This window comes from Halomonas zincidurans B6 (assembly GCF_000731955.1).
Taxonomy (GTDB): Bacteria; Pseudomonadota; Gammaproteobacteria; order Pseudomonadales; family Halomonadaceae; genus Modicisalibacter; species Modicisalibacter zincidurans.
In genome coordinates, this window is record NZ_JNCK01000001.1 from 34233 (window position 1) to 56500 (window position 22268).

Genomic DNA, 22268 nt, shown 5'->3' on the forward strand with positions numbered 1-22268 from the left:
GTGCGCTAGCCCGGATCGAGCGCGCCGGGTTCGTCGACGTCCTTGATGACGCCCGGGTCGGCGGTGGCGATCTCGACGCAGGCCGCCGGGTTGTCGAGCAGGATATGATGCGCGCCGCCGTCGCCGTCCAGTTGGCACAGCGCCGGCCAGAATTGCCGCCCGAAGACGACCGGATGGCCGCCTTCGCCCTGGAAGGTCGGACGCACGATCAGCGCTTCGCCGGCCCGCAGGGCCAGCGCCGCGAAGGTGGCGTCGCGCACCCACGGCATGTCGCCGAGCATCACCGCCACGGCCCGGCCCCGGCTCTCCCGCAGCAGCGCACACATGCCGAAGGCCAGGCTGGCGCCCATGCCGCGCCGAGCGTCGGGATTGACGAGCGTGACGATGTCGTCCGGTATGCCCAGCCTGACGGCATCGTCATCGCCACCGATGACCACGTGAATGTCGTGAAAATGCGGACGCAGCGTGGCCAGCGTGGCGGCGAGCAACGTGCCGCGGCCGGGCAGTTCGGCGAGGCGCTTGTCGCTGCCGAAGCGCCGCGACTGACCGGCGGCGAGCACCAGCGCGGCAATGCTGTCAGAGGGTGTCGCGTGCTCGGCCATTAACAGTGGACTCTCATCACGTCGGCGATCGTGGCCCGGTCATCGGCGCTCTTGCGCGAGCCCATCACGCCGAAATGCCGGCGAAGAACCGTAGGTCGAGACAGCCACGGGGCTTGGTCGCCGCGAGCCCAGTCGAAAGCGTGCGGCAGCACACGAATATCCATGTCGAGCATCGCAGCGTCCGTTATCGGTTGGCCGCCTGGAAGCGGCTGGCGAGGGTAGCCCTTACTATGGTTCGAAGGCGCGTGTCGTGCCAACTCATTCTTCTTTCAATGCTCCACCAAGGTCGTCTTGCCGCCCCGGCCGGCAGCGACGAGGCTGAGTCGATACCGACAATAACGCCGAGGCTCGCATGGCCAACCAGTCGCTCGCCGGGAACCAGCCCGAGCAGTGGGATGCCGCCCTGCTGCTGCACGGCCTCGACGCCATGACCGAATGGGTGGTGGTGGTCGACGCCGAGGGTCGCATCAGCTACCTCAACGCCCCCTATGCCGACTTTCTCGAGATCGATCCGGTCGCGGCGATCGGTCGCCCGGTGAGCGAGATCATCGAAAACACCCGCATGCCCGAGGTGCTGGCTTCGGGCAAGGCCGAGCTCGCGCAACTGCAGATGGTGCGCGGCCACCACATGATTGCCCATCGCTACCCGATTCGCGCCGGCGGCCGGGTGATCGGGGCGATCGGTACAGTGATCTACCACGACACCTGGGAATGGCGCCAGATGAACGCCCAGGTCGAGGCGCTGGAGGCCGAGGTCGACTACTACCGTCAGGCGCTCGATGTCCGCGTCGGGGCGCGCTGGCAACTGACCGACGTGGTCGGCGAGAGCGAAGCGATGCGCACGCTCAATGCCAAGGTCCGCAAGATCGCGCCGGGCGATGCCTCGGTGCTGATCCGTGGCGAGTCGGGCACCGGCAAGGAGCTTTACGCCCATGCCCTGCATCGGCTGTCGGAGCGCGCCGCCGGGCCGTTCATCAAGCTCAACTGCGCGGCGATCCCCGAGCAGTTGCTCGAGGCCGAGCTGTTCGGCTACGAAGAGGGCGCCTTCACCGGTGCGCGCAAGGGCGGCAAGCCGGGCAAGTTCCAGCTCGCCCACGGCGGCACGCTGTTTCTCGACGAGATCGGCGACATGCCGCTGGCGATGCAGGTCAAGTTGCTGCGCGTGCTGCAGGATCGCGAGATAGAAGCGGTCGGCGCGACCCGGCTGGTACCGGTCGACGTGCGGGTGATTGCCGCGACCCATCGGCCGCTCGAGAGCCTGATCGCGCGCGGCGAATTCCGCGAGGACCTGTTCTATCGCGTCAACGTGGTGCCGCTGATAATTCCCGCGTTGCGCGAACGCCGCGAGGACGTGCCGGGGCTGGCCCGACACCTGCTCAAGCGGCTGGCCGAGCGGCGCGGCCGGCGCTGCCCGACGCTGTCCGACGCGACGCTTGAGTGCCTGTGTCGGCACAGCTGGCCGGGCAACGTCCGCGAGCTGGAAAACGTCCTCGAGGCGGCGTTCTACCTGGGCGGCTCGCGGCTCGAGGTCGACGATCTTCCCGAGGCGTTGCGCTGTACGCCGGCGCTTTCACGCCATGGCGACGGCTCGCTGCGTGCCACCCTGGAGGCCGCCGAGCGCGAGGCGCTGGAACGCGCGCTGATCGAAAGCGGCGGCAACCGCACACGGGCCGCCAAGCGGCTGGGCATCGCCAAGTCTTCCTTTTACGAGAAACTCGCCCGGCATCGCCTGGCCGAGGTTTCCACGGTGTCCTGAGTCCGAAAGAACGGATGCCATCCGAATATTCGGACAGTAGCGGGGCGCCCTTCCCGCGCTTGCTTTTCGCGCTGGTACGTCGGTGCGTCCGATAAACCGGACGCTTGTCGCCGCCGCGCGCCCCGGCAGCCATCATCGGCACTTTCTTGGCGTAAAAGACAATAGTTAAATAATTGATATTTATAGCATTATTGCAGGATGGCCGCTGAGTTGCTTCGTCAATTCACCCGGATACGCGGGGACAACAATAATGTCAAGGAGACGCATCATGCCAAGCGCTATTTTCACCCATTCGCTGCTTGCCTCGGCGGTCGGCCTGGCCATTGCCGCCAGCCTCAATGCCCCGGCCCGTGCCGAAGGTCCCAAGCGGCTCGATGTGGCAAGCACCTTCTCGACCCAGAACTTTCTCGGCGCCGGTGCCGAGCGCCTGTCAAAGGAGCTCGAGACCGCCACCGGCGGCGCCGTGTCGCTGCGCGTCTACGACCCGGGCGATCTGGTACCGGCCTTCGAGGTCTTCAACTCGGTCTCCTCGGGTGCGGTCCAGGCCGGCTGGGACTGGATCGGCTACTGGGCCGGCACGGTGCCTGTCACCAACCTCTACGGCGCCTTGCCGTTCGGCCCGTCGCCGGAGGCCTTCATGTCGTGGATGTGGGCCGGCGAGGGCACCGAGCTCTTGCAGAAGGCCTACGATCCCTACGGCGTGAAGGTGTTGCCGTGCTTCATCTCGCCGCAGGAAACCGGCGGCTGGTACAACAAGGAGATCAATTCGCCGGCGGATTTCGACGGTTTGTCGATGCGCATCTCGGGGCTCGGCGCCAAGGTGCTCAACAAGCTCGGCGCCTCGACCCAGCTGGTGCCGGGCGGCGAGATCTATCTGGCATTGGAGCGCGGGCGCGTCGACGCCACCGAGTTCTCGGTGCCCCAGGTCGACGCGGCGATGGGCTTCGACGAGGTCGCCGAGTACTACTACTTCCCGGGTTGGCATCAGAGCGCCAGCTGGTTCTCGCTGCTTATCAACCAGAGTGTCTGGGATGAGTACAGCGACGCGCGCAAGGCGCAGTTCGAGACCGCCTGCCGGGCGACCCTGCAGTGGTCGATGGCCGAGGCGCCGCCCGAGCAGATGCGCACCATCCGCAAGCTTGAAGAGAAGGGCGTCAAGGTCAAGCGCTTCCCCGACGAGGTGATCAACGCGCTGCAGGATGCCTGGGTCGAGGTGCGTCAGGAGGAGATGGCCAATAATCCGGCCTTCAAGGAAGCCTACGAGTCGCTGATGAAGCACGTCGGCTTGATCGACGAGTGGTACAAACTGCAGGCGCTGCCCGCCCCCAAGCCGATTCAGGACAGCGGCCAGGAGGATAGCTGATGCCACGCGCCTCCCTTGCGCCCTGGCGCGAGCGTGGCGGTGCGGTGTGTGACGGTCTGGCCCGGCCCCTGGTCGGGCTCGGGCTGTGGGTCGGCCGCGTTACCAGCTGGCTGGTGCTGCTGGTGATGCTGGCCGTGCTCATCACCGTGACGCTCAACGCGCTGGGCATCAATCAGATCGCCGCCTGGCAGAATGACGTGCTGTTGTTCGGCCAGGCGCTGACCATCAACAGCGTCACCGAACTGCAGTGGCATCTGTTCGGCATTCTGACCCTGTTCGGCGGCACCTACGCGCTGCATCACGACAGTCACGTGCGCGTCGACCTGATCTACCAGAAACTCTCGCCGCGGGGTCGCGCGATCGTCGACATCCTGGGCCACGTGGTCTTTCTGATTCCGTTCTGCCTGCTGGTGGCCTGGCTCTCCCGGCACTTCGTGATGATGTCCTACGTTTCCGGCGAACAGTCCAACTACGGCGGGCTCACCGATCGTTACCTGATCAAGGCGATGTTGCCGATCGGCCTGGTGTTTCTGGCGCTCGGCGCGCTGGGCCAGGTCCTGCACAACCTGGCGGGGCTGTTCGATCCGGCCCGCCTGGCGCCCGCCGCCGACGCCAAGGAGGCGCTGCATGGCTGAGTTCCTGTCGGAATACGCGCTGGCCCTGACGATGATCGTCACCCTGCTGATAGGCATCTTCAGCGGTTATCCGGTGGCCTTCCTGCTCGGCGGACTGGGCATCGTCTTCGCCTTCATCGGCGGCATTCCGATTCCGTTTCTGGGTACCGTCGGCTCGCGGATCTTCGGCGGGGTGATCGAGAACTGGTTGATGATCGCCATCCCGCTGTTCGTGTTCATGGGCTTGATGCTCGAGCGTTCGGGGGTCGCCAAGCGCCTGCTGTTGACTCTGCAACGGCTGTTCGGCCGCACCCACGGCGGGTTGGCGGTGTCGGTGGCGTTGCTCGGCGTGGTGATGGCGGCGAGCACCGGGATCATCGGCGCCTCGGTGGTGATGCTGGGCCTGCTGGCGCTGCCGGTGATGCTCAAGCAGGGCTACCGAGCCGAGATGGCCTGCGGGGTGATCGCCGCCTCGGGCACGCTGGGCATCCTGATCCCGCCGTCGATCATGCTGGTGCTGATGGGGTCGATCCTGCAGGTCTCGGTGGGCGCGCTGTTCAAGGCGGCGCTGCTGCCCGGGCTGCTGCTCGGCGTGCTGTACATCGGCTATCTGCTGATCACCGCGCGGCTCAAGCCCGAGTGGGCGCCACTCGCCGATCCCCATGCCTTCGACGTCGACACCACGCCGCTGCCGATCGCTCTGTTGCGCGACCTGCTGGGGCCGGTGGTACTGATCGTCGCGGTGCTCGGTTCGATCATGGCGGGCATCGCCACGCCCACCGAGGCCGCAGCGATCGGTGCCGCGGGCAGCCTGCTGCTGGCGCTGGCGATGCGCAGCCTGGATTTCGCGACGTTGCGCAATGCCGTGCGCGACACCTCGCGGACCTCGGCGATGATCCTGTTCGTGGTCATCGGCGCGACCGGCTTCTCGGTGGTCTTCAAGCGTCTGGGCGGCGACTACATGATCGAGGAGCTGATCACCGGCACCGGCTTCGGTCCCTACGGCCTGCTGCTGTTGATCATGGGCCTGATCTTCGTGCTGGGGTTCTTCCTCGAGTGGATCGAGATCAGCTTCGTGGTACTGCCGCTGGTGGCCCCGGTGGTCGAGGCGCTCGACTTCGGCTATGGGCTGTCCGGGCAGGCGCTGCTGATCTGGTTCGCCATTCTCGTGGCGATCAACCTGCAGACCAGCTTTCTGACCCCGCCGTTCGGCTATGCGCTGTTCTACCTCAAGGGCATCACCGAGGGACGGATCGGCATCGGTACCATCTACCGCTCGATCATTCCCTTCGTGCTGCTGCAGCTGACCGGGCTGATTCTGTGCATGGTGTTTCCGGCGCTGGTGTTGTGGCTGCCCGGACTGCTCTGACACCGGATGTCCTGATCAAACTGGGGAGGATGCGTGGATGCGCAAACGCGTGCTGATCGCCGGCGGCGGCGAGCTGATCGAGGCGTTGGCGCGGGCCTTCCTGGAAGAGGGCGCGAGCGTCGCGTTGCTGACCCCGGATGCCGCCAGCCTCGAGCACGTGCTGGACGGCCTGGGTGGCGAGCGCCATGATCGCTTCGGGCGGGTCGCCGGCGACGGTGCGCTGGATGCGCTGCTCGGGCGGCTGGAGCGGCTCGACGTGCTGGTCTGCGCGCCACCGGCACTGCCACGCAGCGTGGCGTTGGCGCAGCGCCTGGACGAACAGGTGGCCGGGCCGTCGAGCCTGTTGCAGGTCGCCCGCGCCTGGATGCACAGCCGCGGCGGTGGGCGCCTGGTGGCGGTCGCCCCGGAAGGCGACAGTCAGGCGGCGAGCATGGTGCGCGAGGCGCTGGCCGCGCTGGTGCGCCGGCTGGCCGAGGCCAGCGGGCCGGGCATACGCATCAACCTGCTCTGCCCGCAGGGCGCGTCGAGCGCCTCGGTGGCCGACTGCGCGCGGTTTCTCGCCGGCGGCGCCGGTCGCGCGCTCAATGGCCAGGTGTTGACGCTGACCCTGCCGCCCTGACGCGCGGTCAATTGCGTGCGCTCACTCCCTGCAAGAACACCGCCACGCAGTGGCGCGCCCGCGCGTCGCACGCCTCGGCGGAGGGCGCGATCTTGCGCCCGAGCAGGGCGTCGATGTGCCATTCGCCGAGCAGCATGCCCATGAACATGCCGGCCGCCTCGCGCGGGTCGTCGATGGTCAATCGGCCGTGGTCGACCTGCTCGGCGAGGTAGGTGGCGAGCTCCTGGCGGATACGGTCGGGGCCGCGACTCAGGAACATCTCGCCGAGTTCGGGCACTCGCTCGGCCTCGAAGGCCAGCCCGCGCTTGAGCCGGATGACCCCGGGATCGAAGATCAGCTCGAGCATGCGCCGGCCCAGTTCGTAAAGTACCTGCTCGGGCACCGTGGCTTCGCGCCGGCCTTCCTCGAGCACCGCCCAGGCGGTGGCGATGTGGCGCTCCATGGCGGCGACGAACAACCCCTCCTTGTTGCCGAACTGCTTGTACAGCGTGGCCAGCGAGCCGCCGGCGCGGGCCACCACATCGTTGACGCTGGCGCCGGCGTAGCCCTGTTCGAGAAATACGTCGCGGGCCGCGTCGAGCAGCCGCTCGCGGCGCGCGACGCCACGCGGGGTCAGGGCTGCATCGGGCTTGTCGAACGGGGCTGGCCGGGTCATGGCGCTCCTTGGTCGTCTTGGCTCATCGCGTGGGCGGGCGCACCTGCCCGATCGCACCCATTGTAAGGATTGCGGCCGTGAAGGCGATCTTGCTGGTCATGTAGTGTAGCATTCATTACACTGCGAGCCCTGGTTCGTTGTCCACTCGCTTGAGTGGTGGCGAAAGGCCTGACAGCAGCTTCAAGGCAACAGCTACAGCTTCAAGGAGGGGCGCATGAAGGCGGGTGGCACATTGAGCGGCAAGAAGCTCGTGGCGGTGCTGGTGGCGATCGTCGCACTGGCGGCGCTGGCCTGGTGGGCCATCGGCTGGTGGCAGACCGGGCGCTTCCTGGAGGAGACCGACAACGCCTACGTGCGCACCGACAACGTCGCGCTGCGCGCCGAACTCTCGGCGCGTATCGCCGAGGTGATGGTGGACGACAACCAGCGAGTCGAGAAGGGCGATCTGCTGGTGCGCCTCGACGACGCCAGCTATCGCGATCGGCTCGCCCAGGCCGAGGCCCAGCAGGCGGTCGCGGCGGCGTCGCTCACCCAGGCGAAGCGCCAGTACGAGCTGCAGAAGGCCGCGATCGATCAGGCCCAGGCGCAGGTGCGGGCCGCCGAATCCGATGTCGAGCAGGCGCGCCAGCATCTGGCCCGCTCATCCAAGCTTGAGTCCCGCAACTACGCCTCGCAGCAGCAACGCGAGGACGATCAGGCCGCGCTGCGAGTCGCCGAAGCGACCCTCGCCGCACGCCGGGCCGCGGTGGTTTACGCACAGCGTCAGCTGGCGGTCGCCGAGTCCAGCATCGAGAGCGCGAGAGCCAATCGCGACGCCGCGGCCGCCGATCTGGCCTACGCCCGCCATCAGCTTGACAAGACCCGCATCGTCGCCCCGCGCGACGGCGTGGTCGGCAACATCACCGCCGAGGCCGGCAGCCTGGCGCAACCCTCGCTGACCCTGATGCAACTGGTGCCGATCGAGTCGGCCTATGTCGCCGCCAACTACAAGGAGACCCAGCTGACGCGGATGCGCGTTGGCCAGAGCGTCGAGCTGCGCGTCGATGCCTACCCGGATATCGCCTTCGAGGGCGTGGTCGACAGCCTGGCGCCGGCCACCGGTACCGAGTTCAGCCTGCTGCCGCAGGACAACGCCACCGGCAACTTCAACAAGATCGTCCAGCGCGTGCCGGTCAAGATCCGCGTTACCGGCCCCGCGGAGGCGCTAGGGCGGTTGCGCGCCGGGCTGTCGGTGGTCCCCGAGGTCGACACCCGCGAGCTCGAGCCGCGCGATGACGCCCAGGTTGCCCGCGCGAGCGCCGAGAAGGGGTCCCGGGAACAGCCCGGATCATGAGCGAGGCGACCGCCACTTCAGCGGCGGGCGTCAGCGACATGCCGCCCTGGCCGCAGCGCCTCGGCTTCATCGCCGCGGTGTTCGGCATGTTCATGGCGATCCTCGACATCCAGATCGTCGCCAGTTCGCTCAACGAGATCCAGTCGGGGCTGTCGGCCAGCCAGGACCAGATCTCCTGGGTGCAGACGTCGTACCTGATCGCCGAGATCGTGATGATCCCGCTGTCGGGGATGCTGATGCGCATTCTCTCGACGCGGGTGGCGTTCACCCTGTCGTGCGCCGGTTTCACCCTGGCCAGCCTGGGCTGTGCGCTGGCCACCTCGATCGAGCAGCTGATCGTGCTGCGCGCCATCCAGGGCTTCATGGGCGGGGCGATGATCCCGATCACCCAGGCGGTGAGTTTCTCGATCTTCCCGCGTCGGGTGATGGGCGGCGTCCAGGCGGTGATCGGCATGGTGGTGACCATGGCGCCGTCGATCGGCCCCACGGTGGGCGGCTACATCACCGAGACGCTGAGCTGGCACTGGCTGTTCCTGGCCAACGTGATTCCCGGCATGCTGGTGTGCTGGGCGGCGTGGACCTTTCTCGATATCGACAAGCCCAACCATGCCGTGGCCAGGCGCCTGGACCTCATCGGCCTGGTGCTGATCGCGGTGTTTCTCGGCTCGCTGGAGTTCGTCCTCGAGGAGGGCCCGGGCGACGACTGGTTCGCCAGCGAGCGCATCGTGGCGTTCAGCGCGACCTGCGTGCTGGCCGGGGTGTGGTTCTTCGCCCGCACATTGCGCCACGACCATCCGATCGTCGACCTGCGCGCCTTCGCCAACCGCAACTTCGCGCTGGGCGCCGGGCTGGGCTTCGTCATCGGCATCGCGCTCTACGGGCTGGTCTACATCATGCCGCTGTTCTTCGGCTACGTGCGCGGTTACTCGAGCCTGCAGATCGGCCAGGTGATGTTCGTCACCGGGGTGACGATGTTCCTGTGCGCGCCGGTGGTCGGCCAGCTGTCCAACCGCGTCGATCTGCGCGTGCTGCTGTTCTGCGGGCTGTTGCTGGTCGGCACGGGCACCATGATGAACGCCAACCTCACCGTGGAGTCAGGCTTCTGGCAGTTCTTCGTGCCGCAGATCGTGCGCGGGATGGGGCTGATCATGTGCATCATCCCCGCGTCGCGGATCGCGCTGGGCACCCTGCCGGCCCACGAGGTGGGCAACGCCAGCGGACTGTTCAACGTGATGCGCAACCTGGGCGGCGCGGTGGGCCTGGCGCTGCTCGACACGGTGCGCGACGTGCGCGAGGACTTCCACTGGAACCAGCTGATCCCGGCCATCGACGCTGGCCGCGAGGTGGTGGTGGCGGAGATCGCCAAGTATCAGGCGCTGCTTGCCGGCCATGTCCCGGATAGCTACCAGGCCGCCGTCGCCATGCTGGCGCAGCGGGTCTCGCAGCAGGCCCAGGTGCTGGCCTTCAACGACATCTTTCTGTGGCTGGGGCTGATCTATGTGGCCAGCGTGCCCTTGGTGTTCCTGCTCAAGCGCATCGATGCCTGAGCCTGTCCGACACTGGCCGCGCTCGGCCATACGGCGTTAAAGATCATCTCAAGGTACTCCTTTACAACGATAAGCTCGTGCGCTGGCCCGGTCCGCCTTTTCGCTGATTTGCACCTTGCCTGACCATTGCTCGCCGGGCTTTCAGACATGACTTGGGGACAAGTTCCTCGCCGGATTTCTTTCCCAAAAGCTTGTCGGGCTTTAGCCCCGGCACCCCTCGTCAGTTCAACTGCAACGGCCCTGGATGATTGGCACACGATACGTTCATGGCGCATCCTGTGCGGCATGAACCCAACCTCATCCCCGACCGACGTCCTCGGTGACGCTCTCGCCCGGCTGCGCGCGACGCTGGCCGAGCGGCGTCATCGTGCGCTGCTGTGGCTCGATGGCCCACTGGATCGCGTGCTGGCGCGGGCATTGGCGATATGGCAGGGCGCCGACTGGTCCGCGCCGCTGTGGCTGGGGCCGGACAGCGAGGCGATCCGCGGCGCCGGCTTGCCACCGTTGCCGGCCCGCCTGGCGCGCTCCCGGCTGGGCGGCGAGCATGACCTGGTGATCATCGATGCGCTGTCGCCGGGCGCCGGCTTCGATCCCGATGCCTTCGGTGCGCTGGCCGGCACCGTGCGCGCCGGCGGCCTGCTGGTGCTGCTCACTCCCGAGGCGTGGCGCGACGGGGTGCCGGCCGCCGATGCCGACTACGCGCGGCTGGCCGCCTGGCCGCACCCGCCCGAGGCGCTGAGCGCGCGCAACCTGACGCGCATCGCCCGGCGCCTCGCAGCCTCGCCCTGGGTCCTGCACTGGCCGGCTGCGGCCTCTGCCCCCGAATTGACTCTGCCCGATGCGGTAATTCCCACGCCGCTGAGCGCCGCCGACGATTGCCTGACTCACGACCAGGCCGCCGCGGTGTGCCGTCTGACGCGCCTGCGCCGGCGCCGACCGCTGGTACTGAGCGCCGATCGCGGGCGCGGCAAAAGCAGCGCGCTGGGCATCGCCGCGGCGCGGCGCCTGCAGGCCGGCGAGCGCGAGATCTGGCTGACCGGGCCACGCGCCGCCGCGCTGGAAGCGGTGTTCGCACGGCTCGGCGAGGTCTTGCCGGAAGGGCGTCGCGAGGCCCACGCCTTTCATGCCGAGCTCGCCCATGGCCCGGCGACGGTGCGTTTGCTGGCGCCGGATGCGCTGAGCGAGGCTTTGGAGGGCCCGGGCATCGATCCACGCTCGCCGCCGACGCTGTTCGTCGACGAGGCCGCAGCGATACCCGCGCCGCTGCTGGGGCGCTGGCTGGCGGCCTTTCCGCGTATCGCCTTCGCCACCACCGTGCACGGTTACGAGGGCACCGGGCGCGGCTTCGAGCTGCGCTTTCGCGCGCGGCTGGACAGCGAGACGCCCGACTGGCGCGCCTGTCGGCTGGAACAGCCGGTGCGCTGGGGCGAGGGCGATCCGCTCGAGGCGCTGACCCGCGAGCTTTTACTGCTCGACGCCGAGCCCGCCGCCGACGCCACCGTCGCCACGCCACTCGACGCCCAGCCGCTCGTTTGTCGCGAGCTCGATCGCCAGGCGCTGGCCGACGACGAGGTCGGCCTCGGCGAGCTGTTCGGCTTGCTGGTCCAGGCCCACTACCGCACCACCCCCGGCGATCTGCGCCAGCTGCTCGACGGCCCCGAGCTGACGTTGATCGGCGCCTACGTCGGCGCGCACTGCGTGGGCGTATGTGTCGGCCAGCGCGAGGGCGGCTTTCCGCCGCCGCTGGCCGAGGCGATCCATCACGGCCAACGGCGTCCGCGCGGCCATCTGCTGGCCCAGTCGCTGGCCGCCCACGGCGGTTTCTACGCCGCCGCCGAGGCGCGCTGGTGCCGAGTGTTGCGCATCGCCGTGCACCCCGCCGCCCGCCGCCGTGGTATCGGCTCGGCGCTGATCGAACGGCTGGCGGCCCGCGCCCGCGCGGCCGGCGACGACTATCTGGGCACCAGTTTCGGCGCCGAACCGGGGCTGGTCGCCTTCTGGCGCGCCCAGCGGCTGGTCGCGCTGCGCCTGGGGCTGTCGCGGGAAGCCTCGAGCGGCGAGCATGCGCTGATGATGGCGCGGGCGCTGCGCCCAAAAGCGCAAGACGCGCTGCACGAGTGGCGGATGAGCTTTGCCACGCTGCTGCCCAGCCTGCTCGGTGCCGAGCTCGACGGACTCGACGCGGCGGTGGCCATGGCACTGCTTGATGAGGCGCTGCCGGCGACCGACGCGCCGCCGATGGATGCCGAGACACTGGCGCGGCTGGCCTGGTTCGCCGCCGGCGGCGGCGAACTGGCGCTGGTCCGGCCGTGGCTGGCGCGGGCCTGGCGGGCGGGGCGTGTCAGCGCACCCGGGGCGCTGGCCGAGGCGGACTGGCTGGCGCTGGTCGCGCCACTATTCCAGGGACGCGAGCCCGCCGGGGCCAACCGCCCCCGGGGGGCGGCGGGCCGCAAGGTGCGGCAGGCGCACTGGCGCGGGCTGGCCGGACGGTTGCGCGCAGCGCTGGGCGGCGAGTGATGCGTCGAGCGCCCCGGGCATCATGATGTCAACGCCACAAGGCGTCAGCAATCGTCTCCGGCGTTGCAATTATTCGTCTGGTAGCATTCGCCAGTACAATGAGCGTCGATTGTTTTGCCAACTGCGGGATCTGCTCATGAACGACCATCTGGACAGCCTGACGCCGGCGCCGCTGTGGCGCCATTTTCGCACGCTGTGCAATACCCCGCGGCCCTCCGGCCACGAGGCCCAGCTCGCCCGCACGATCGTCGACTGGGCGAGTGCCCGGGGAATGAGTCACGATTTCGACGCCGCCGGCAATCTATTGATTCGCAAGCCGGCCTCGCCGGGCCGCGAAAAGGCGCCAGGCGTCGTGCTGCAGGGCCATCTGGACATGGTCGCCCAGGCCAACGCCGACCGGCCCCACGACTTCACCACGGACCCCATCGAGACCTATGTCGCCGATGGCTGGCTGCACGCCCGCGATACCACGCTGGGCGCCGACAACGGCATGGGCGTGGCGGCGGCGCTGGCGATCCTCGAGGACGACACGCTCGAGCACGGTCCGCTCGAGGCGCTGTTCACCGTCGAGGAGGAGTCGTCGATGGGCGGCGCGCTGAAGCTCGCCGAGGGTTGGCTCGAGGGCGATATCCTGCTCAACCTGGACTCCGAGGATCGCGGCCAGGTCTACATCGGCTGCGCCGGCGGCGCCGACGTGGTGGTCGAGGCCAACCTGCCGACCAGTGCGCTGCGCGACGACGAGCGGGTCTGGCGGCTGTCGCTGACCGGCCTGGCGGGAGGGCATTCGGGTATCGACATCGACAAGGGCCGGGGCAACGCCAACCGGTTGCTGGTGCGCGTGTTGCGCGCGCTGGAGCCGTGCGGTGCGCGGCTGATCGACTATCGCGGCGGTACGTTGCGCAACGCCCTGCCGCGCGAGGCGTTCGCCACCCTGGCGCTGGCCGCCGACGAGAGCGAGGCCGCGCAGGCGCGCCTCGCCGAACTGCAGGCGGAATTGGTCGCCGAGCTGGCGGGCGTCGACGAGGGCCTGACGCTGGCGCTTTCCATGGCGCCCGAAGCTGCGCCGGGCATGGCATCCGAAGCTGCGCCGGGCATGGCATCCGAAGAAACCATGCCTGCTGGCACTCAAGAGGCGCTGACCGCCACCGCCAGCCATATGCTCATCGCCGCGCTGCACGTCGCGCCGTACGGCGTGGAGCGCATGAGCGTCGAGGTACCCGGGGTGGTCGAGACTTCCAACAATCTCGGCGTGGTCTCGCTCGAATCGGGGCGCTTTCACCTCTGCGCGCTGGTGCGCTCGCTGCGCGACAGCGCCACGGCGGATATCGCCGATCGTTTTCGCGCGCTGTTCGGGCTGATCGGCGCCGAAACCCGGGTCGAGAACGCCTACCCGGGCTGGACGCCGGAGCCCGACAGCCCGCTGCTGACGCGCTTTCGCGAGCTGCATCAGCAAAAGCTGGGCGTCGATCCCGAGGTCAAGGTGATTCACGCCGGGCTCGAGTGCGGGATCCTCGGTGGCAAGTACCCGGCGCTCGAGATGATCTCGTTCGGCCCGCAGATTCGTGGCGCCCATTCGCCCGACGAACGGGTCGAGATCGATTCGGTCGAGGAGTTCTGGTTGCTGCTGCGCGCGCTGATCGAGGCGTTGGCCTCAGGGCGCGCGGCCTAGTGTCCGATCGAAGCGGATAGGCTATCGGTCGAGGCGCTTATCGTGCCATCGTCTGAATCCCTATCTGATAGAAATAGAGCGGTGGCCGCTCCAAGGCGTGCGTAATCCGGGAAGAGGTCTTATATCTTGAGCAGTTCTCGTACGATCAATGGCCTCCTCTTCATCGTGGTGTCAATCGCCGCGGCCGGCGTGGCGTGGTTGTATTTCGGCGAGCGGGCCGAATTGAACGTCGAGGCGTCCGTCAGCGAGCCGGTAACGGTGCTAGCACAGCGTACACGCCCGCAGCCGCTGGCGGATCGCATCCAGGCCCTGGGAACCGCCCGCGCAAACCAGGCGGTGGAGATTACGCCCGAGATTTCCGGCGTCATCGATACGCTGCCCTTCAAACCGGGCTTGACGGTTCAGGCCGGCGAAGTGCTGGCGACGCTGGAAGCCGCTGGCGTCAAGGCCAATCTCGAGGCCGCGCAGGCGAGAGCCGCGCAAAGCTCGAGTGACTATGAACGCCAACGCGAGCTGTTTGGTTCCAACATGGTATCGGAATCGCAGCTGCAGTTATCCGAGACCCAACTGCGCACCGATCGGGCGGGGGTCGCTGTGGCCGAGGCGGCGTTGGCCGATCATGTCATTCGCGCACCATTCGGCGGTCGCCTCGGGCTGCGCGAGGTGAGTGTGGGCAGCTTGGTGCAGCCGGGTACCGTGATCACCACGCTCGACGATCTGACCCCTGTCGAACTCGAATTCACCGTGCCGGGGGTATTCGTGGGCACGCTGGAGCCGGGGCAAATCCTCACCGCCCGCTCGGCGGCTTATCCGGATATCGAATTCAGCGGGACCGTGCAGAATGTGGCGACACGCGTCGATCCGGTGACACGCTCGGTACGGGTGCGCGCGGCGCTACCGAACACGAAGCGGTTGGTCAAGCCCGGCATGCTGCTGACCGTGCGCCTCACGCGCGATACCAAGTCGGCGTTGATGATCCCCGAGCAGGCCGTGGTTCCCCAGAACGATCGGCAGTTCGTGTTCGTGATCGAGGACGGCGTGGCCAGAAGACGCCAGGTGCAAACCGGCGCACGTCGACCGGGTCTGGTCGAGATTACCGATGGGCTGGCCCCTAACGAGTCGATCATCGTGGAGGGAACCCTGAAAGTGCGCGACGGCACGCCGGTGACGCGGGTCGACGGGCCACAAGGCGGTGCGTTCGAGCCGGCGGGGAACGCGCCATGATGCTATCGGACGTCTCGGTGCGCCGTCCGGTATTCGCCGCGGTCATCAGCCTGCTGCTGCTGATCGTGGGTCTGATGGCGCTGCGTCTTCTGCCGTTGCGCGAATATCCGGATATCAGCCGCGCGTTCGTCTCGGTCGATGTGGTTTACCAGGGGGCCTCGGCCCAGGTCGTCGAAACCCAGATCACCGATGTGCTCGAAGAGCAGCTCGCCGGCATAACCGGGCTCGAGGAGATGACCTCGACGAGCGTCGACGAGCAGGCCGAGATCAACATGGAGTTCAGCCTCGATACGGATATCGCCGAGGCGGCGAACGACGTGCGGACTCGGCTGGGTCGTATCCGCGACAATCTGCCGGATGGGGCCGAGGCGCCGTCGATTCGCACCGCGGACTCCGGTGCCGAGGAGGTGATGTCGCTGACGCTCACCAGCGATCGCTTGAGTCCGCTTGAGATCACCGACTATGTCGAGCGCTACCTGGTCAACCGGCTGAGCACGGTCGATGGCGTCTCGCAGGTGCAGCTTTCCGGCGAACGCCGCTACGCCATGCGGCTGTGGCTCGACCGGGAGGGGTTGGCGGCCCGCGAACTCACCGTGGAGGACGTGGCGCAAGCGCTGAATACGCAGAACGTGGAACTGCCGGCGGGCCGTCTGGAGTCCGAATCGCGCGAATTCACGCTGCGCACCCTCTCGGGATTCACCCAGGCGCAGGATTTCCGCGAACTGGTGATTGGCCGTGGACCCGACGGCAACCTGGTGCGTCTTGGCGAAGTGGCCGACGTGGAGCTGGGTTCGGAAAGCCAGCGCAGCCTGGCGCGTTCAAACGGTCAGGTGGCGGTAAGCCTGGGTATTACCCCACAGGCGCAGGCCAATCCGGTCGCGGTATCGAGCGAGGTGCGAGAGCGCCTGGGCCCCATCCGCTCGACCCTGCCCGAAGGCATGCGGCTCGATGTGACCTTCGACAGTGCCGAATTCATAAAAGCCTCGATTTATGAGGTCTACATCGCGCTGGGGGTTTCGCTGGCGATGGTATTGCTGACCATCTACGGCTTTCTCGGCACTCTGCGCGCCACGCTGATTCCGGCGGCGGTGGTACCGATCTCATTGTTGGCGGCGACCATCGCGATGGCCGCGCTGGGCTATTCGCTCAACGTGCTCACGCTGCTGGCGCTGGTGCTCGCCATCGGCCTGGTGGTGGACGATGCGATCGTGGTGCTGGAAAACATCTACCGGCGTATCGAAGAGGGCCAGTCGCCGTTGCTCGCGGCATTGGACGGCTCGCGCGAAATCGCCTTCGCGGTGATTGCCACCACGCTGGTGCTGGTGGCGGCGTTCGTGCCGATCTCCTACATGGGCGGCGATGTCGGTCGCCTATTCGCAGAGTTCGGCCTTACCGTGGCCGCCGCCGTCGCCTTCTCCGCCCTGGTGGCACTCACGTTGACGCCGATGATGACCTCGCGGCTGTTCAAGGGCCGCGCCAAGCGCAGCGGGTTCGCCCATTGGGTGGATGCGCGCTTTCGCCGCATTGGCCAACGCTACGCGGCGATGCTCAGGCGGGTGGTGGCGCATCCCTGGCGCATGCTGACGGTTGCCTTGCTGGTATTGCTGGCTGCCGGCGCACTGTTCCGGGCGCTGCCCAGCGCGTATACGCCGCCCCAGGACCGCGGCGTGATCCGCGCGTACATGGTCGGCCCGCAGGGCGCCACGCTCGAATACACCCGGCGTTATCTCGACCAGGTCGAAGCGGTATTGGCCGAGTATCGTGCCGCTGGCGTGGTCGATCATTACCTGAGCCGTATTCCCGGTTCCTACGACGGCAATGCCGTGAACACGGCTCGCCTGACGATCACCCTGGTGCCCTGGGATGAACGCACCCGCGATGCGGCAACGATCGCCGCCGATCTGCGCGAGCGCTTTAAGTCACTGGCCGGCGTCGAGGTGTCGGCCTATGCCCGCGGTGGGCTGGGCGGTGGCGGCGGCGATGGGGCCATGGAGATGATACTCGGCGGCCAGGATTACCAGAGCCTGTCGCGCGAGGCCGAGGACTTGATGGCGTATCTGGAGTCCCAGCCGGCTTTCGTCGATGTCGAAACCGAATATAACGAGCGCAAGCCGCAGATTCGCATCGCCATCGACCGCGACCGCGCCGCCGATCTGGGCGTATCGGTCGCCGCGGTGGGTCGCACGTTGCAGACGATGATGGGCGGGCAGAGCGTTACCACCTTCTCGCGCGGCGGGGAGGAGTACGACGTCATCGTTCAGGGCCGCAAGATCGATCGGCGCACGCCCACCGATCTGCGCAATCTGTATGTGCGCTCCGATACCTCCGGCGAACTGGTGCCGTTGGCGAGCGTCGTCGCGCTCGAAGAGACCGCCGGGGCCGACACACTGAGTCATTACAACCAGCTACGCGCCGTCGAGGTTTCCGCCGGTCTGGTACCCGGCTTTCCGCTGGGGCGGGCGATCGATATCGTCGATCAATACGCGCAGCAGCTTCCGCCCACCATTCAGCTCAACTACGATGGCGCGGCCGGCGATTTTCTAAAAGCCGGTGCCTCGCTCTACATCACGCTGGGACTCGCGCTGGCGATTGTCTATCTGGTGCTGGCGGCGAATTTCGAGAGCTTCCGGCAACCGCTGGTGATCATGACCACGGTGCCGCTGGCGCTGACCGGCGGGCTCATCGGGCTATGGCTTACCGGCATCACCATCAATATCTTCTCCCAGATCGGCGCCATCCTGCTGGTGGGGCTGGCGGCCAAGAACGGCGTGCTGATCGTCGAGTTCATCAATCAGTTGCGCGATCGGGGTCAGGCGTTCCACGACGCCATCGTCAATGCTGCCGGCATCCGTCTGCGCCCGGTATTGATGACCTCGCTGTCGGCCGCCGCCGGCGCAGTACCGCTGTTGCTGGCGACCGGCCCCGGTGCGGAAGCCCGGCGCGCCGTGGGTGTGGTGGTGTTTTTCGGGGTGCTCTTCGCGACGTTTCTGACGCTGTTCATCGTGCCGGCGGCCTACGCGCTATTGGCCCGCAACAGCCAATCGCCCGACCACGTGGCGCGGCGCATTCGCCGTGAGCGGCAGCAAGCGGAGACGCTGGCCCGGGGCCAGCCGCCTAGCGTTTTGTAGCCGGGCGCGTTCAGGCTTGCCTGGCGCGGCGTTCGCTGATGTCGGGGGCGCGGCGCACGGCTTCCAGGCCGGCACGGGATATCAGCCCTTCGCGATGGGCGTGTTCGGCCATGCGCACGCTGTCGCTGGCCAACACCAGGGTGCAGCCGTCGGCGGCGACTTCGTCGGCGAGCGCCTCGATCGCGGCGTCGCGCGAGGTACTGCGGCCGATCTTGCGGATGTAGATGGCGCGGATGCGCCCGGGGTATTCGCGCACGATGCGGGTGTAGGTTTCCGGATCGTGCTGGCCGCTGTCGCCGATCAGCACGAACGGCAGGGTGTCGTAGAGGCTGAGCATCTTCTCGATCATCTTGGCCTTGTGATCGACCGCCTTGCGCGGCAGCGGGCGCTGCAGGCTCAGCCCCCATTCGCGCAGGAACAGGATCGGGCCCACCGGGATGCGGTTGCGCTGGAAGAACGCCTCGAGAATTTCGTAGATGCTCCACGGCCCGCGCGAAACGTAGAGCAGCGGGCGCCGCCGCTGGCCGTCGGCGCCGGCGAACAGCGCCTGATAGAAGGGCGCCACGCCGGCAAAGGCGGTGCGCCGGTCGGCCTTCTCGAAGAACAGCCGATAGAACATCTTGAGCTTGTTGGCGACGCCGGTGTACATCACGGTATCGTCGATGTCGCTGATCACCGCCAGGTCGACCGCCGGCGGCGGGACATAGACCTCGGTCTTGCCGCTGATCGTGTGTTCGTCGTCGAGATACACGTCGAGCGTCGCCTGATGCCAGCTGCGGTCGTCGGGCAGCGGCCGATCCAGCGCCATGTGCACGTCGAAATAGCCGTCGCGATCGGTCTCCACGGTATGCCGGCTGCCGTCGATCTCGACGACTACCGTGGCCGCCTTGACGCCCCAGCGCACGCTACGCCGCAGCACGTCGAGCAGATCGCGAAGCAGCGTACCTTCACGCGCCGGCAACCCCAGGCTGGGTTGACGGAAGACCCGCCCCATCAGGTAGGCCTCGCGCGTCGAGCCGTAGCCGCGATAGGCCTGCACCACCACCCCGCCGCGTCCGCGATCGGATTTCATCGGTCGGGCGGCGAGTTTCAGCAGTTTGCGCAATGCCTGATAGGGCGTTCGAGGGCCGTGGGCCATGCGAGCTCCGGGTCGAGAAATGATGGGCGCTAACGTGCAAACGTCCGCCGCGCCGATGGCAGGGCGGACGTGAACAGGCGAGACAACGGCTCAGGCGTGCTGTTCGCTGTGACGCCCTTCGCCGATCTCCTCGATCAACTTGCTGCAGAACGCGTCGAGATCCGCCGGCTTGCGGCTGGTCACCAGCCCGCTGTCGACGACCACTTGCTCATCGACCCACTCGGCACCGGCGTTCTTGAGATCCTGGGCGAGGCTCGGGAACGAGGTCATGCGGCGGCCCTTGACGACACCGGCATTGATCAGCAGCCAGGGGCCGTGGCAGATCGCGCCGACCGGCTTGCCGGTTTCGAAGAAATGCCGGGCGAAGGCCTGGGCCTTCTCGTTGACGCGCAGGCTATCCGGGTTGAAAAGGCCGCCCGGCAGCACCAGGGCGTGGTAACTCGCGACATCGGCGTCGTCGAGCGCGACATCGACGTCGTAGGTGTCGCCCCAGTCGGTTTCCGCCCAGGCGCGGATCCCTTTCTTGTCCGGGGCGACGACATGCACGGTGATGCCCTGCGAATCGAGTTCCTTCTTGGGCACCGCGAGCTCCGATTCCTCGAACCCGTCGGTGGCGAGAATCGCAACGCGCTTTCCACTCAGCTTCTGGCTCATGGCTACCTCCTTGCGGCACAGTGAGCGGCACGGCATGAGGCCGTGCTTCAGAGACTTTCTGGGGATCATCGGCGACGATCACAAGGGCGATCGCCGGACGATGTCCCTTCAGCATAGGCAATGGCGCTAAGACGGCAATCGTCGCGCCGCCAGCGGCGGCATTCAGAAACGACGCCGCCGCCCCGTGGGGCGGCGGCGTGCAAGCGCTAACGAACGGTGCTCAGCCGAGATAGGCGTTGAGCATCCAGATGGTCTTTTCCTGCTCGCGGATATAGTCGCCGACCTGCGAGGCGGTGCCTTCGTCGTCGGCGTCGGCGGCCAGGCTGAGCAGCTCGCGCTGCAGTTCGATCAGCGTCTGATAGCCCTGGACGATGCCGCGCACGCAGGCCTCGCCCTGGTGAACGTCCTTGTCTTCCTGGATGGAGGCGATCTTGACGTAGTCGCTGTAGGCATGGACCGGCTGATGGCCCAGGGTCAGAATCCGCTCGGCGACTTCGTCGACCTTGGTCAGCAGGTCGTCATAGAGCTCCTCGAACTTGGTATGCAGCTCGAAGAACTGATGGCCCTTGACGTTCCAGTGGTAGCCGCGAACGTTCATGTAGAAGATCTGGTAGTTGGCCAGCAGCGTATTGAGCTTGTCGGCCAGTTCGTTGGCGCTGCTGTTGTGCAGGCCGATGGCGTTGGTATCGCTCATTAATGCCCCTCCATAAAACGGTTGTCCGATGGTAGCTGCCCACGGCGAACGCGGACAGCCATCGCGATGCATCGTCGAGATAGCGCTATCCTATTGATTTGGGGCATTCCCGCCACTTTCAAGGGGGCGATGAGACGCGTGGCTCTGGACGCGACAAGACCATCAGCCGGGCCACGGCTTCGGCGCGCTCGGCGAGCAGTTCACCACAGCGCGCCAAGGCCTCGTCGAGGCTCATCGGGCCGTCGGCCAGCGCCAATGCGGCACAGACGCCTTCGTCGTGGGCGGCCTGCCAGCCCTCGCCCAGCCGACCGGCGAGCACCACCGTGGGCACGCCGTGCGCGCGGGCGCGCCGGGCGATGCCGATCGGCGTCTTGCCGGCCAGGCTCTGGCCGTCGAGCTGACCCTCGCCGGTGATCACCAGGTCGCTGTCGGCGAGCGCTTTATCGAAGTTGGCCTGATCCATGACCAGCTCGATTCCCGGGCGCAGTTCGGCATTCAGCAGCGCGCGGGCGGCAAAGCCCATGCCGCCGGCAGCACCCGCCCCGGGATAGTCGCGCTCGTCGCGGCCCAGCGTGTCGGCGAGGCAGTCGGCGAAGTGGGCCAAGGCGCTGTCGAGGCGCTCGACCTCGGCCTCGCTGGCGCCCTTCTGGGGGCCGAACACGGCGCTCGCCCCACGCGGCCCGGTCAGCGGGTTATCGACGTCGACGGCGGTCTCGACCCGTAACCCGGCGAGGCGCGGGTCGAGCCCGGAAAGATCCAGGCTGGCCAGCTTGGCCAATGCCGCGCCGCCGGGGGCCAGCGGCCGGCCGGCGCGGTCCAGAAGGCTCGCGCCGAGCGCCGCGAGCATGCCCGATCCGGCATCGTTGGTGGCGCTGCCGCCCAGCGTCAGGATCAGCCGCTCGGCGCCGGCGTCGAGCGCGGCCAGAATCAACTCGCCGACCCCGCGGGTGGTGCTGGTCAGCGCGGTTCGCTCGTCACGCCCCAGGGCCTGCAGGCCGCTGGCCTCGGCGAGTTCCACGTAAGCGGTGCGGCTGGTCGCGTGCCAGCCCCAGGCCGCCTCGGCGGGCCGGCCCAACGCATCGTGGACGGTGGCGGTGCGCCGCTCGGCGCCGGTCGAGGCGAGCAGCGCATCGAGCGTGCCCTCGCCGCCGTCGCCCATCGGGCACTCCACCAGTTCGGCGTCGGGCAGCACCCGACGCAGGCCACGGGCGATCGCCGCCGCCGCCTCGCGGGCGCTCAGCGCGTCCTTGTAACTGTCGGGGGCAATCAGAAACTTCATGGCCTTCCTCAGGTAGTAAGATCGAATGTCGAGTGAGCCCGGCGCGCCACGCAGGCTTTGCCAATATGCGCCAAGCCAGCGATAAAACAAAACCCATGGCGGTTCGT

The 22268-nt window shown here is 67.6% G+C and carries 18 protein-coding genes; 11 read left to right on the forward strand and 7 right to left on the reverse strand.

Annotated elements, in window-relative coordinates; translation table 11 throughout:
* Window positions 1–5: 5 nt before the first annotated feature.
* Both HALZIN_RS0100225 and HALZIN_RS18025 read right to left on the reverse strand, forming a co-directional pair.
* Window positions 6–602 carry a nucleotidyltransferase family protein gene (locus HALZIN_RS0100225; RefSeq protein WP_031382256.1) on the reverse strand — a complete coding sequence of 199 codons (597 nt, stop codon included), beginning with the start codon at window positions 600–602 and terminating at the stop codon, window positions 6–8.
* Window positions 602–775 carry a hypothetical protein gene (locus tag HALZIN_RS18025; RefSeq protein WP_160171078.1) on the reverse strand — a complete coding sequence of 58 codons (174 nt, stop codon included), beginning with the start codon at window positions 773–775 and terminating at the stop codon, window positions 602–604. Before HALZIN_RS18025 ends, HALZIN_RS0100225 begins: the two co-directional genes overlap by 1 nt.
* Window positions 776–954: 179 nt before the next feature.
* Between HALZIN_RS18025 and HALZIN_RS0100235 the strand changes: the two genes are divergently transcribed.
* The 5 genes from HALZIN_RS0100235 to HALZIN_RS0100255 all read left to right on the forward strand — a co-directional run bounded on the left by HALZIN_RS0100235 (window position 955) and on the right by HALZIN_RS0100255 (window position 6323).
* Window positions 955–2358, forward strand: a complete 1404-nt coding sequence (locus tag HALZIN_RS0100235; RefSeq protein WP_051907300.1) for a sigma-54 interaction domain-containing protein — start codon at window positions 955–957, stop codon at window positions 2356–2358.
* Window positions 2359–2626: 268 nt separating this feature from the next.
* On the forward strand, window positions 2627–3721 hold the full coding sequence (locus tag HALZIN_RS0100240) for a TRAP transporter substrate-binding protein (RefSeq protein WP_031382258.1): 1095 nt from the start codon (window positions 2627–2629) through the stop codon (window positions 3719–3721).
* Window positions 3721–4356, forward strand: a complete 636-nt coding sequence (locus HALZIN_RS0100245) for a TRAP transporter small permease subunit (RefSeq protein ID WP_051907301.1) — start codon at window positions 3721–3723, stop codon at window positions 4354–4356. Before HALZIN_RS0100240 ends, HALZIN_RS0100245 begins: the two co-directional genes overlap by 1 nt.
* On the forward strand, window positions 4349–5704 hold the full coding sequence (locus tag HALZIN_RS0100250; protein WP_031382260.1) for a TRAP transporter large permease: 1356 nt from the start codon (window positions 4349–4351) through the stop codon (window positions 5702–5704). Before HALZIN_RS0100245 ends, HALZIN_RS0100250 begins: the two co-directional genes overlap by 8 nt.
* A gap of 37 nt (window positions 5705–5741) precedes the next feature.
* Window positions 5742–6323: a hypothetical protein gene (locus HALZIN_RS0100255; RefSeq protein WP_031382261.1), complete on the forward strand. Its 582-nt coding sequence runs from the start codon at window positions 5742–5744 to the stop codon at window positions 6321–6323.
* Window positions 6324–6330: 7 nt separating this feature from the next.
* On the opposite strand, the gene HALZIN_RS0100260 is transcribed toward HALZIN_RS0100255, so the two are convergent.
* On the reverse strand, window positions 6331–6978 hold the full coding sequence (locus HALZIN_RS0100260) for a TetR/AcrR family transcriptional regulator (RefSeq protein ID WP_031382262.1): 648 nt from the start codon (window positions 6976–6978) through the stop codon (window positions 6331–6333).
* 214 nt (window positions 6979–7192) lie between these two features.
* Between HALZIN_RS0100260 and HALZIN_RS0100270 the strand changes: the two genes are divergently transcribed.
* From HALZIN_RS0100270 to HALZIN_RS0100295, 6 genes are all read left to right on the forward strand, one after another.
* Window positions 7193–8311: an HlyD family secretion protein gene (locus HALZIN_RS0100270; protein ID WP_051907302.1), complete on the forward strand. Its 1119-nt coding sequence runs from the start codon at window positions 7193–7195 to the stop codon at window positions 8309–8311.
* Window positions 8308–9858, forward strand: a complete 1551-nt coding sequence (locus HALZIN_RS0100275) for a DHA2 family efflux MFS transporter permease subunit (RefSeq protein WP_031382264.1) — start codon at window positions 8308–8310, stop codon at window positions 9856–9858. The genes HALZIN_RS0100270 and HALZIN_RS0100275 overlap by 4 nt, the downstream gene beginning before the upstream one ends.
* A gap of 285 nt (window positions 9859–10143) precedes the next feature.
* Window positions 10144–12375: a tRNA(Met) cytidine acetyltransferase TmcA gene (locus HALZIN_RS0100280; RefSeq protein ID WP_035575034.1), complete on the forward strand. Its 2232-nt coding sequence runs from the start codon at window positions 10144–10146 to the stop codon at window positions 12373–12375.
* 136 nt (window positions 12376–12511) lie between these two features.
* Window positions 12512–14044 carry an aminoacyl-histidine dipeptidase gene (locus HALZIN_RS0100285; protein WP_031382266.1) on the forward strand — a complete coding sequence of 511 codons (1533 nt, stop codon included), beginning with the start codon at window positions 12512–12514 and terminating at the stop codon, window positions 14042–14044.
* Window positions 14045–14170: 126 nt separating this feature from the next.
* Window positions 14171–15268, forward strand: coding sequence for an efflux RND transporter periplasmic adaptor subunit (locus HALZIN_RS0100290; protein ID WP_051907303.1), 1098 nt, complete (start codon window positions 14171–14173; stop codon window positions 15266–15268).
* Entirely contained in the window at window positions 15265–18396 is a 3132-nt protein-coding gene (locus tag HALZIN_RS0100295) for an efflux RND transporter permease subunit (RefSeq protein ID WP_035575038.1), read from the forward strand. The genes HALZIN_RS0100290 and HALZIN_RS0100295 overlap by 4 nt, the downstream gene beginning before the upstream one ends.
* A gap of 10 nt (window positions 18397–18406) precedes the next feature.
* Here HALZIN_RS0100295 and HALZIN_RS0100300 read toward each other — a convergent pair whose 3' ends face one another.
* From HALZIN_RS0100300 to HALZIN_RS0100315, 4 genes are all read right to left on the reverse strand, one after another.
* Entirely contained in the window at window positions 18407–19534 is a 1128-nt protein-coding gene (locus HALZIN_RS0100300) for an App1 family protein (protein WP_031382269.1), read from the reverse strand.
* Between the two features lie 90 nt (window positions 19535–19624).
* On the reverse strand, window positions 19625–20188 hold the full coding sequence (locus tag HALZIN_RS0100305) for a type 1 glutamine amidotransferase domain-containing protein (protein WP_031382270.1): 564 nt from the start codon (window positions 20186–20188) through the stop codon (window positions 19625–19627).
* Window positions 20189–20408: 220 nt separating this feature from the next.
* The gene (locus HALZIN_RS0100310) at window positions 20409–20882 is read right to left on the reverse strand and encodes a Dps family protein (protein ID WP_031382271.1); all 474 of its coding nucleotides are present in this window, start codon (window positions 20880–20882) and stop codon (window positions 20409–20411) included.
* A gap of 118 nt (window positions 20883–21000) precedes the next feature.
* A complete protein-coding gene (locus HALZIN_RS0100315) occupies window positions 21001–22161 on the reverse strand; it encodes a glycerate kinase (RefSeq protein ID WP_031382272.1) in 1161 nt (386 codons plus the stop codon).
* Window positions 22162–22268: the final 107 nt, after the last annotated feature.

Bases quoted from the DNA above. Each gene is read 5' to 3' on its own strand.
- HALZIN_RS0100225 (WP_031382256.1), bottom strand. From the start codon at position 602: ATGGCCGAGCACGCGACACCCTCTGACAGCATTGCCGCGCTGGTGCTC.
- HALZIN_RS18025 (WP_160171078.1), bottom strand. From the start codon at position 775: ATGCTCGACATGGATATTCGTGTGCTGCCGCACGCTTTCGACTGGGCT.
- HALZIN_RS0100235 (WP_051907300.1), top strand. From the start codon at position 955: ATGGCCAACCAGTCGCTCGCCGGGAACCAGCCCGAGCAGTGGGATGCC.
- HALZIN_RS0100240 (WP_031382258.1), top strand. From the start codon at position 2,627: ATGCCAAGCGCTATTTTCACCCATTCGCTGCTTGCCTCGGCGGTCGGC.
- HALZIN_RS0100245 (WP_051907301.1), top strand. From the start codon at position 3,721: ATGCCACGCGCCTCCCTTGCGCCCTGGCGCGAGCGTGGCGGTGCGGTG.
- HALZIN_RS0100250 (WP_031382260.1), top strand. From the start codon at position 4,349: ATGGCTGAGTTCCTGTCGGAATACGCGCTGGCCCTGACGATGATCGTC.
- HALZIN_RS0100255 (WP_031382261.1), top strand. From the start codon at position 5,742: ATGCGCAAACGCGTGCTGATCGCCGGCGGCGGCGAGCTGATCGAGGCG.
- HALZIN_RS0100260 (WP_031382262.1), bottom strand. From the start codon at position 6,978: ATGACCCGGCCAGCCCCGTTCGACAAGCCCGATGCAGCCCTGACCCCG.
- HALZIN_RS0100270 (WP_051907302.1), top strand. From the start codon at position 7,193: ATGAAGGCGGGTGGCACATTGAGCGGCAAGAAGCTCGTGGCGGTGCTG.
- HALZIN_RS0100275 (WP_031382264.1), top strand. From the start codon at position 8,308: ATGAGCGAGGCGACCGCCACTTCAGCGGCGGGCGTCAGCGACATGCCG.
- HALZIN_RS0100280 (WP_035575034.1), top strand. From the start codon at position 10,144: ATGAACCCAACCTCATCCCCGACCGACGTCCTCGGTGACGCTCTCGCC.
- HALZIN_RS0100285 (WP_031382266.1), top strand. From the start codon at position 12,512: ATGAACGACCATCTGGACAGCCTGACGCCGGCGCCGCTGTGGCGCCAT.
- HALZIN_RS0100295 (WP_035575038.1), top strand. From the start codon at position 15,265: ATGATGCTATCGGACGTCTCGGTGCGCCGTCCGGTATTCGCCGCGGTC.
- HALZIN_RS0100300 (WP_031382269.1), bottom strand. From the start codon at position 19,534: ATGGCCCACGGCCCTCGAACGCCCTATCAGGCATTGCGCAAACTGCTG.
- HALZIN_RS0100305 (WP_031382270.1), bottom strand. From the start codon at position 20,188: ATGAGCCAGAAGCTGAGTGGAAAGCGCGTTGCGATTCTCGCCACCGAC.
- HALZIN_RS0100310 (WP_031382271.1), bottom strand. From the start codon at position 20,882: ATGAGCGATACCAACGCCATCGGCCTGCACAACAGCAGCGCCAACGAA.
- HALZIN_RS0100315 (WP_031382272.1), bottom strand. From the start codon at position 22,161: ATGAAGTTTCTGATTGCCCCCGACAGTTACAAGGACGCGCTGAGCGCC.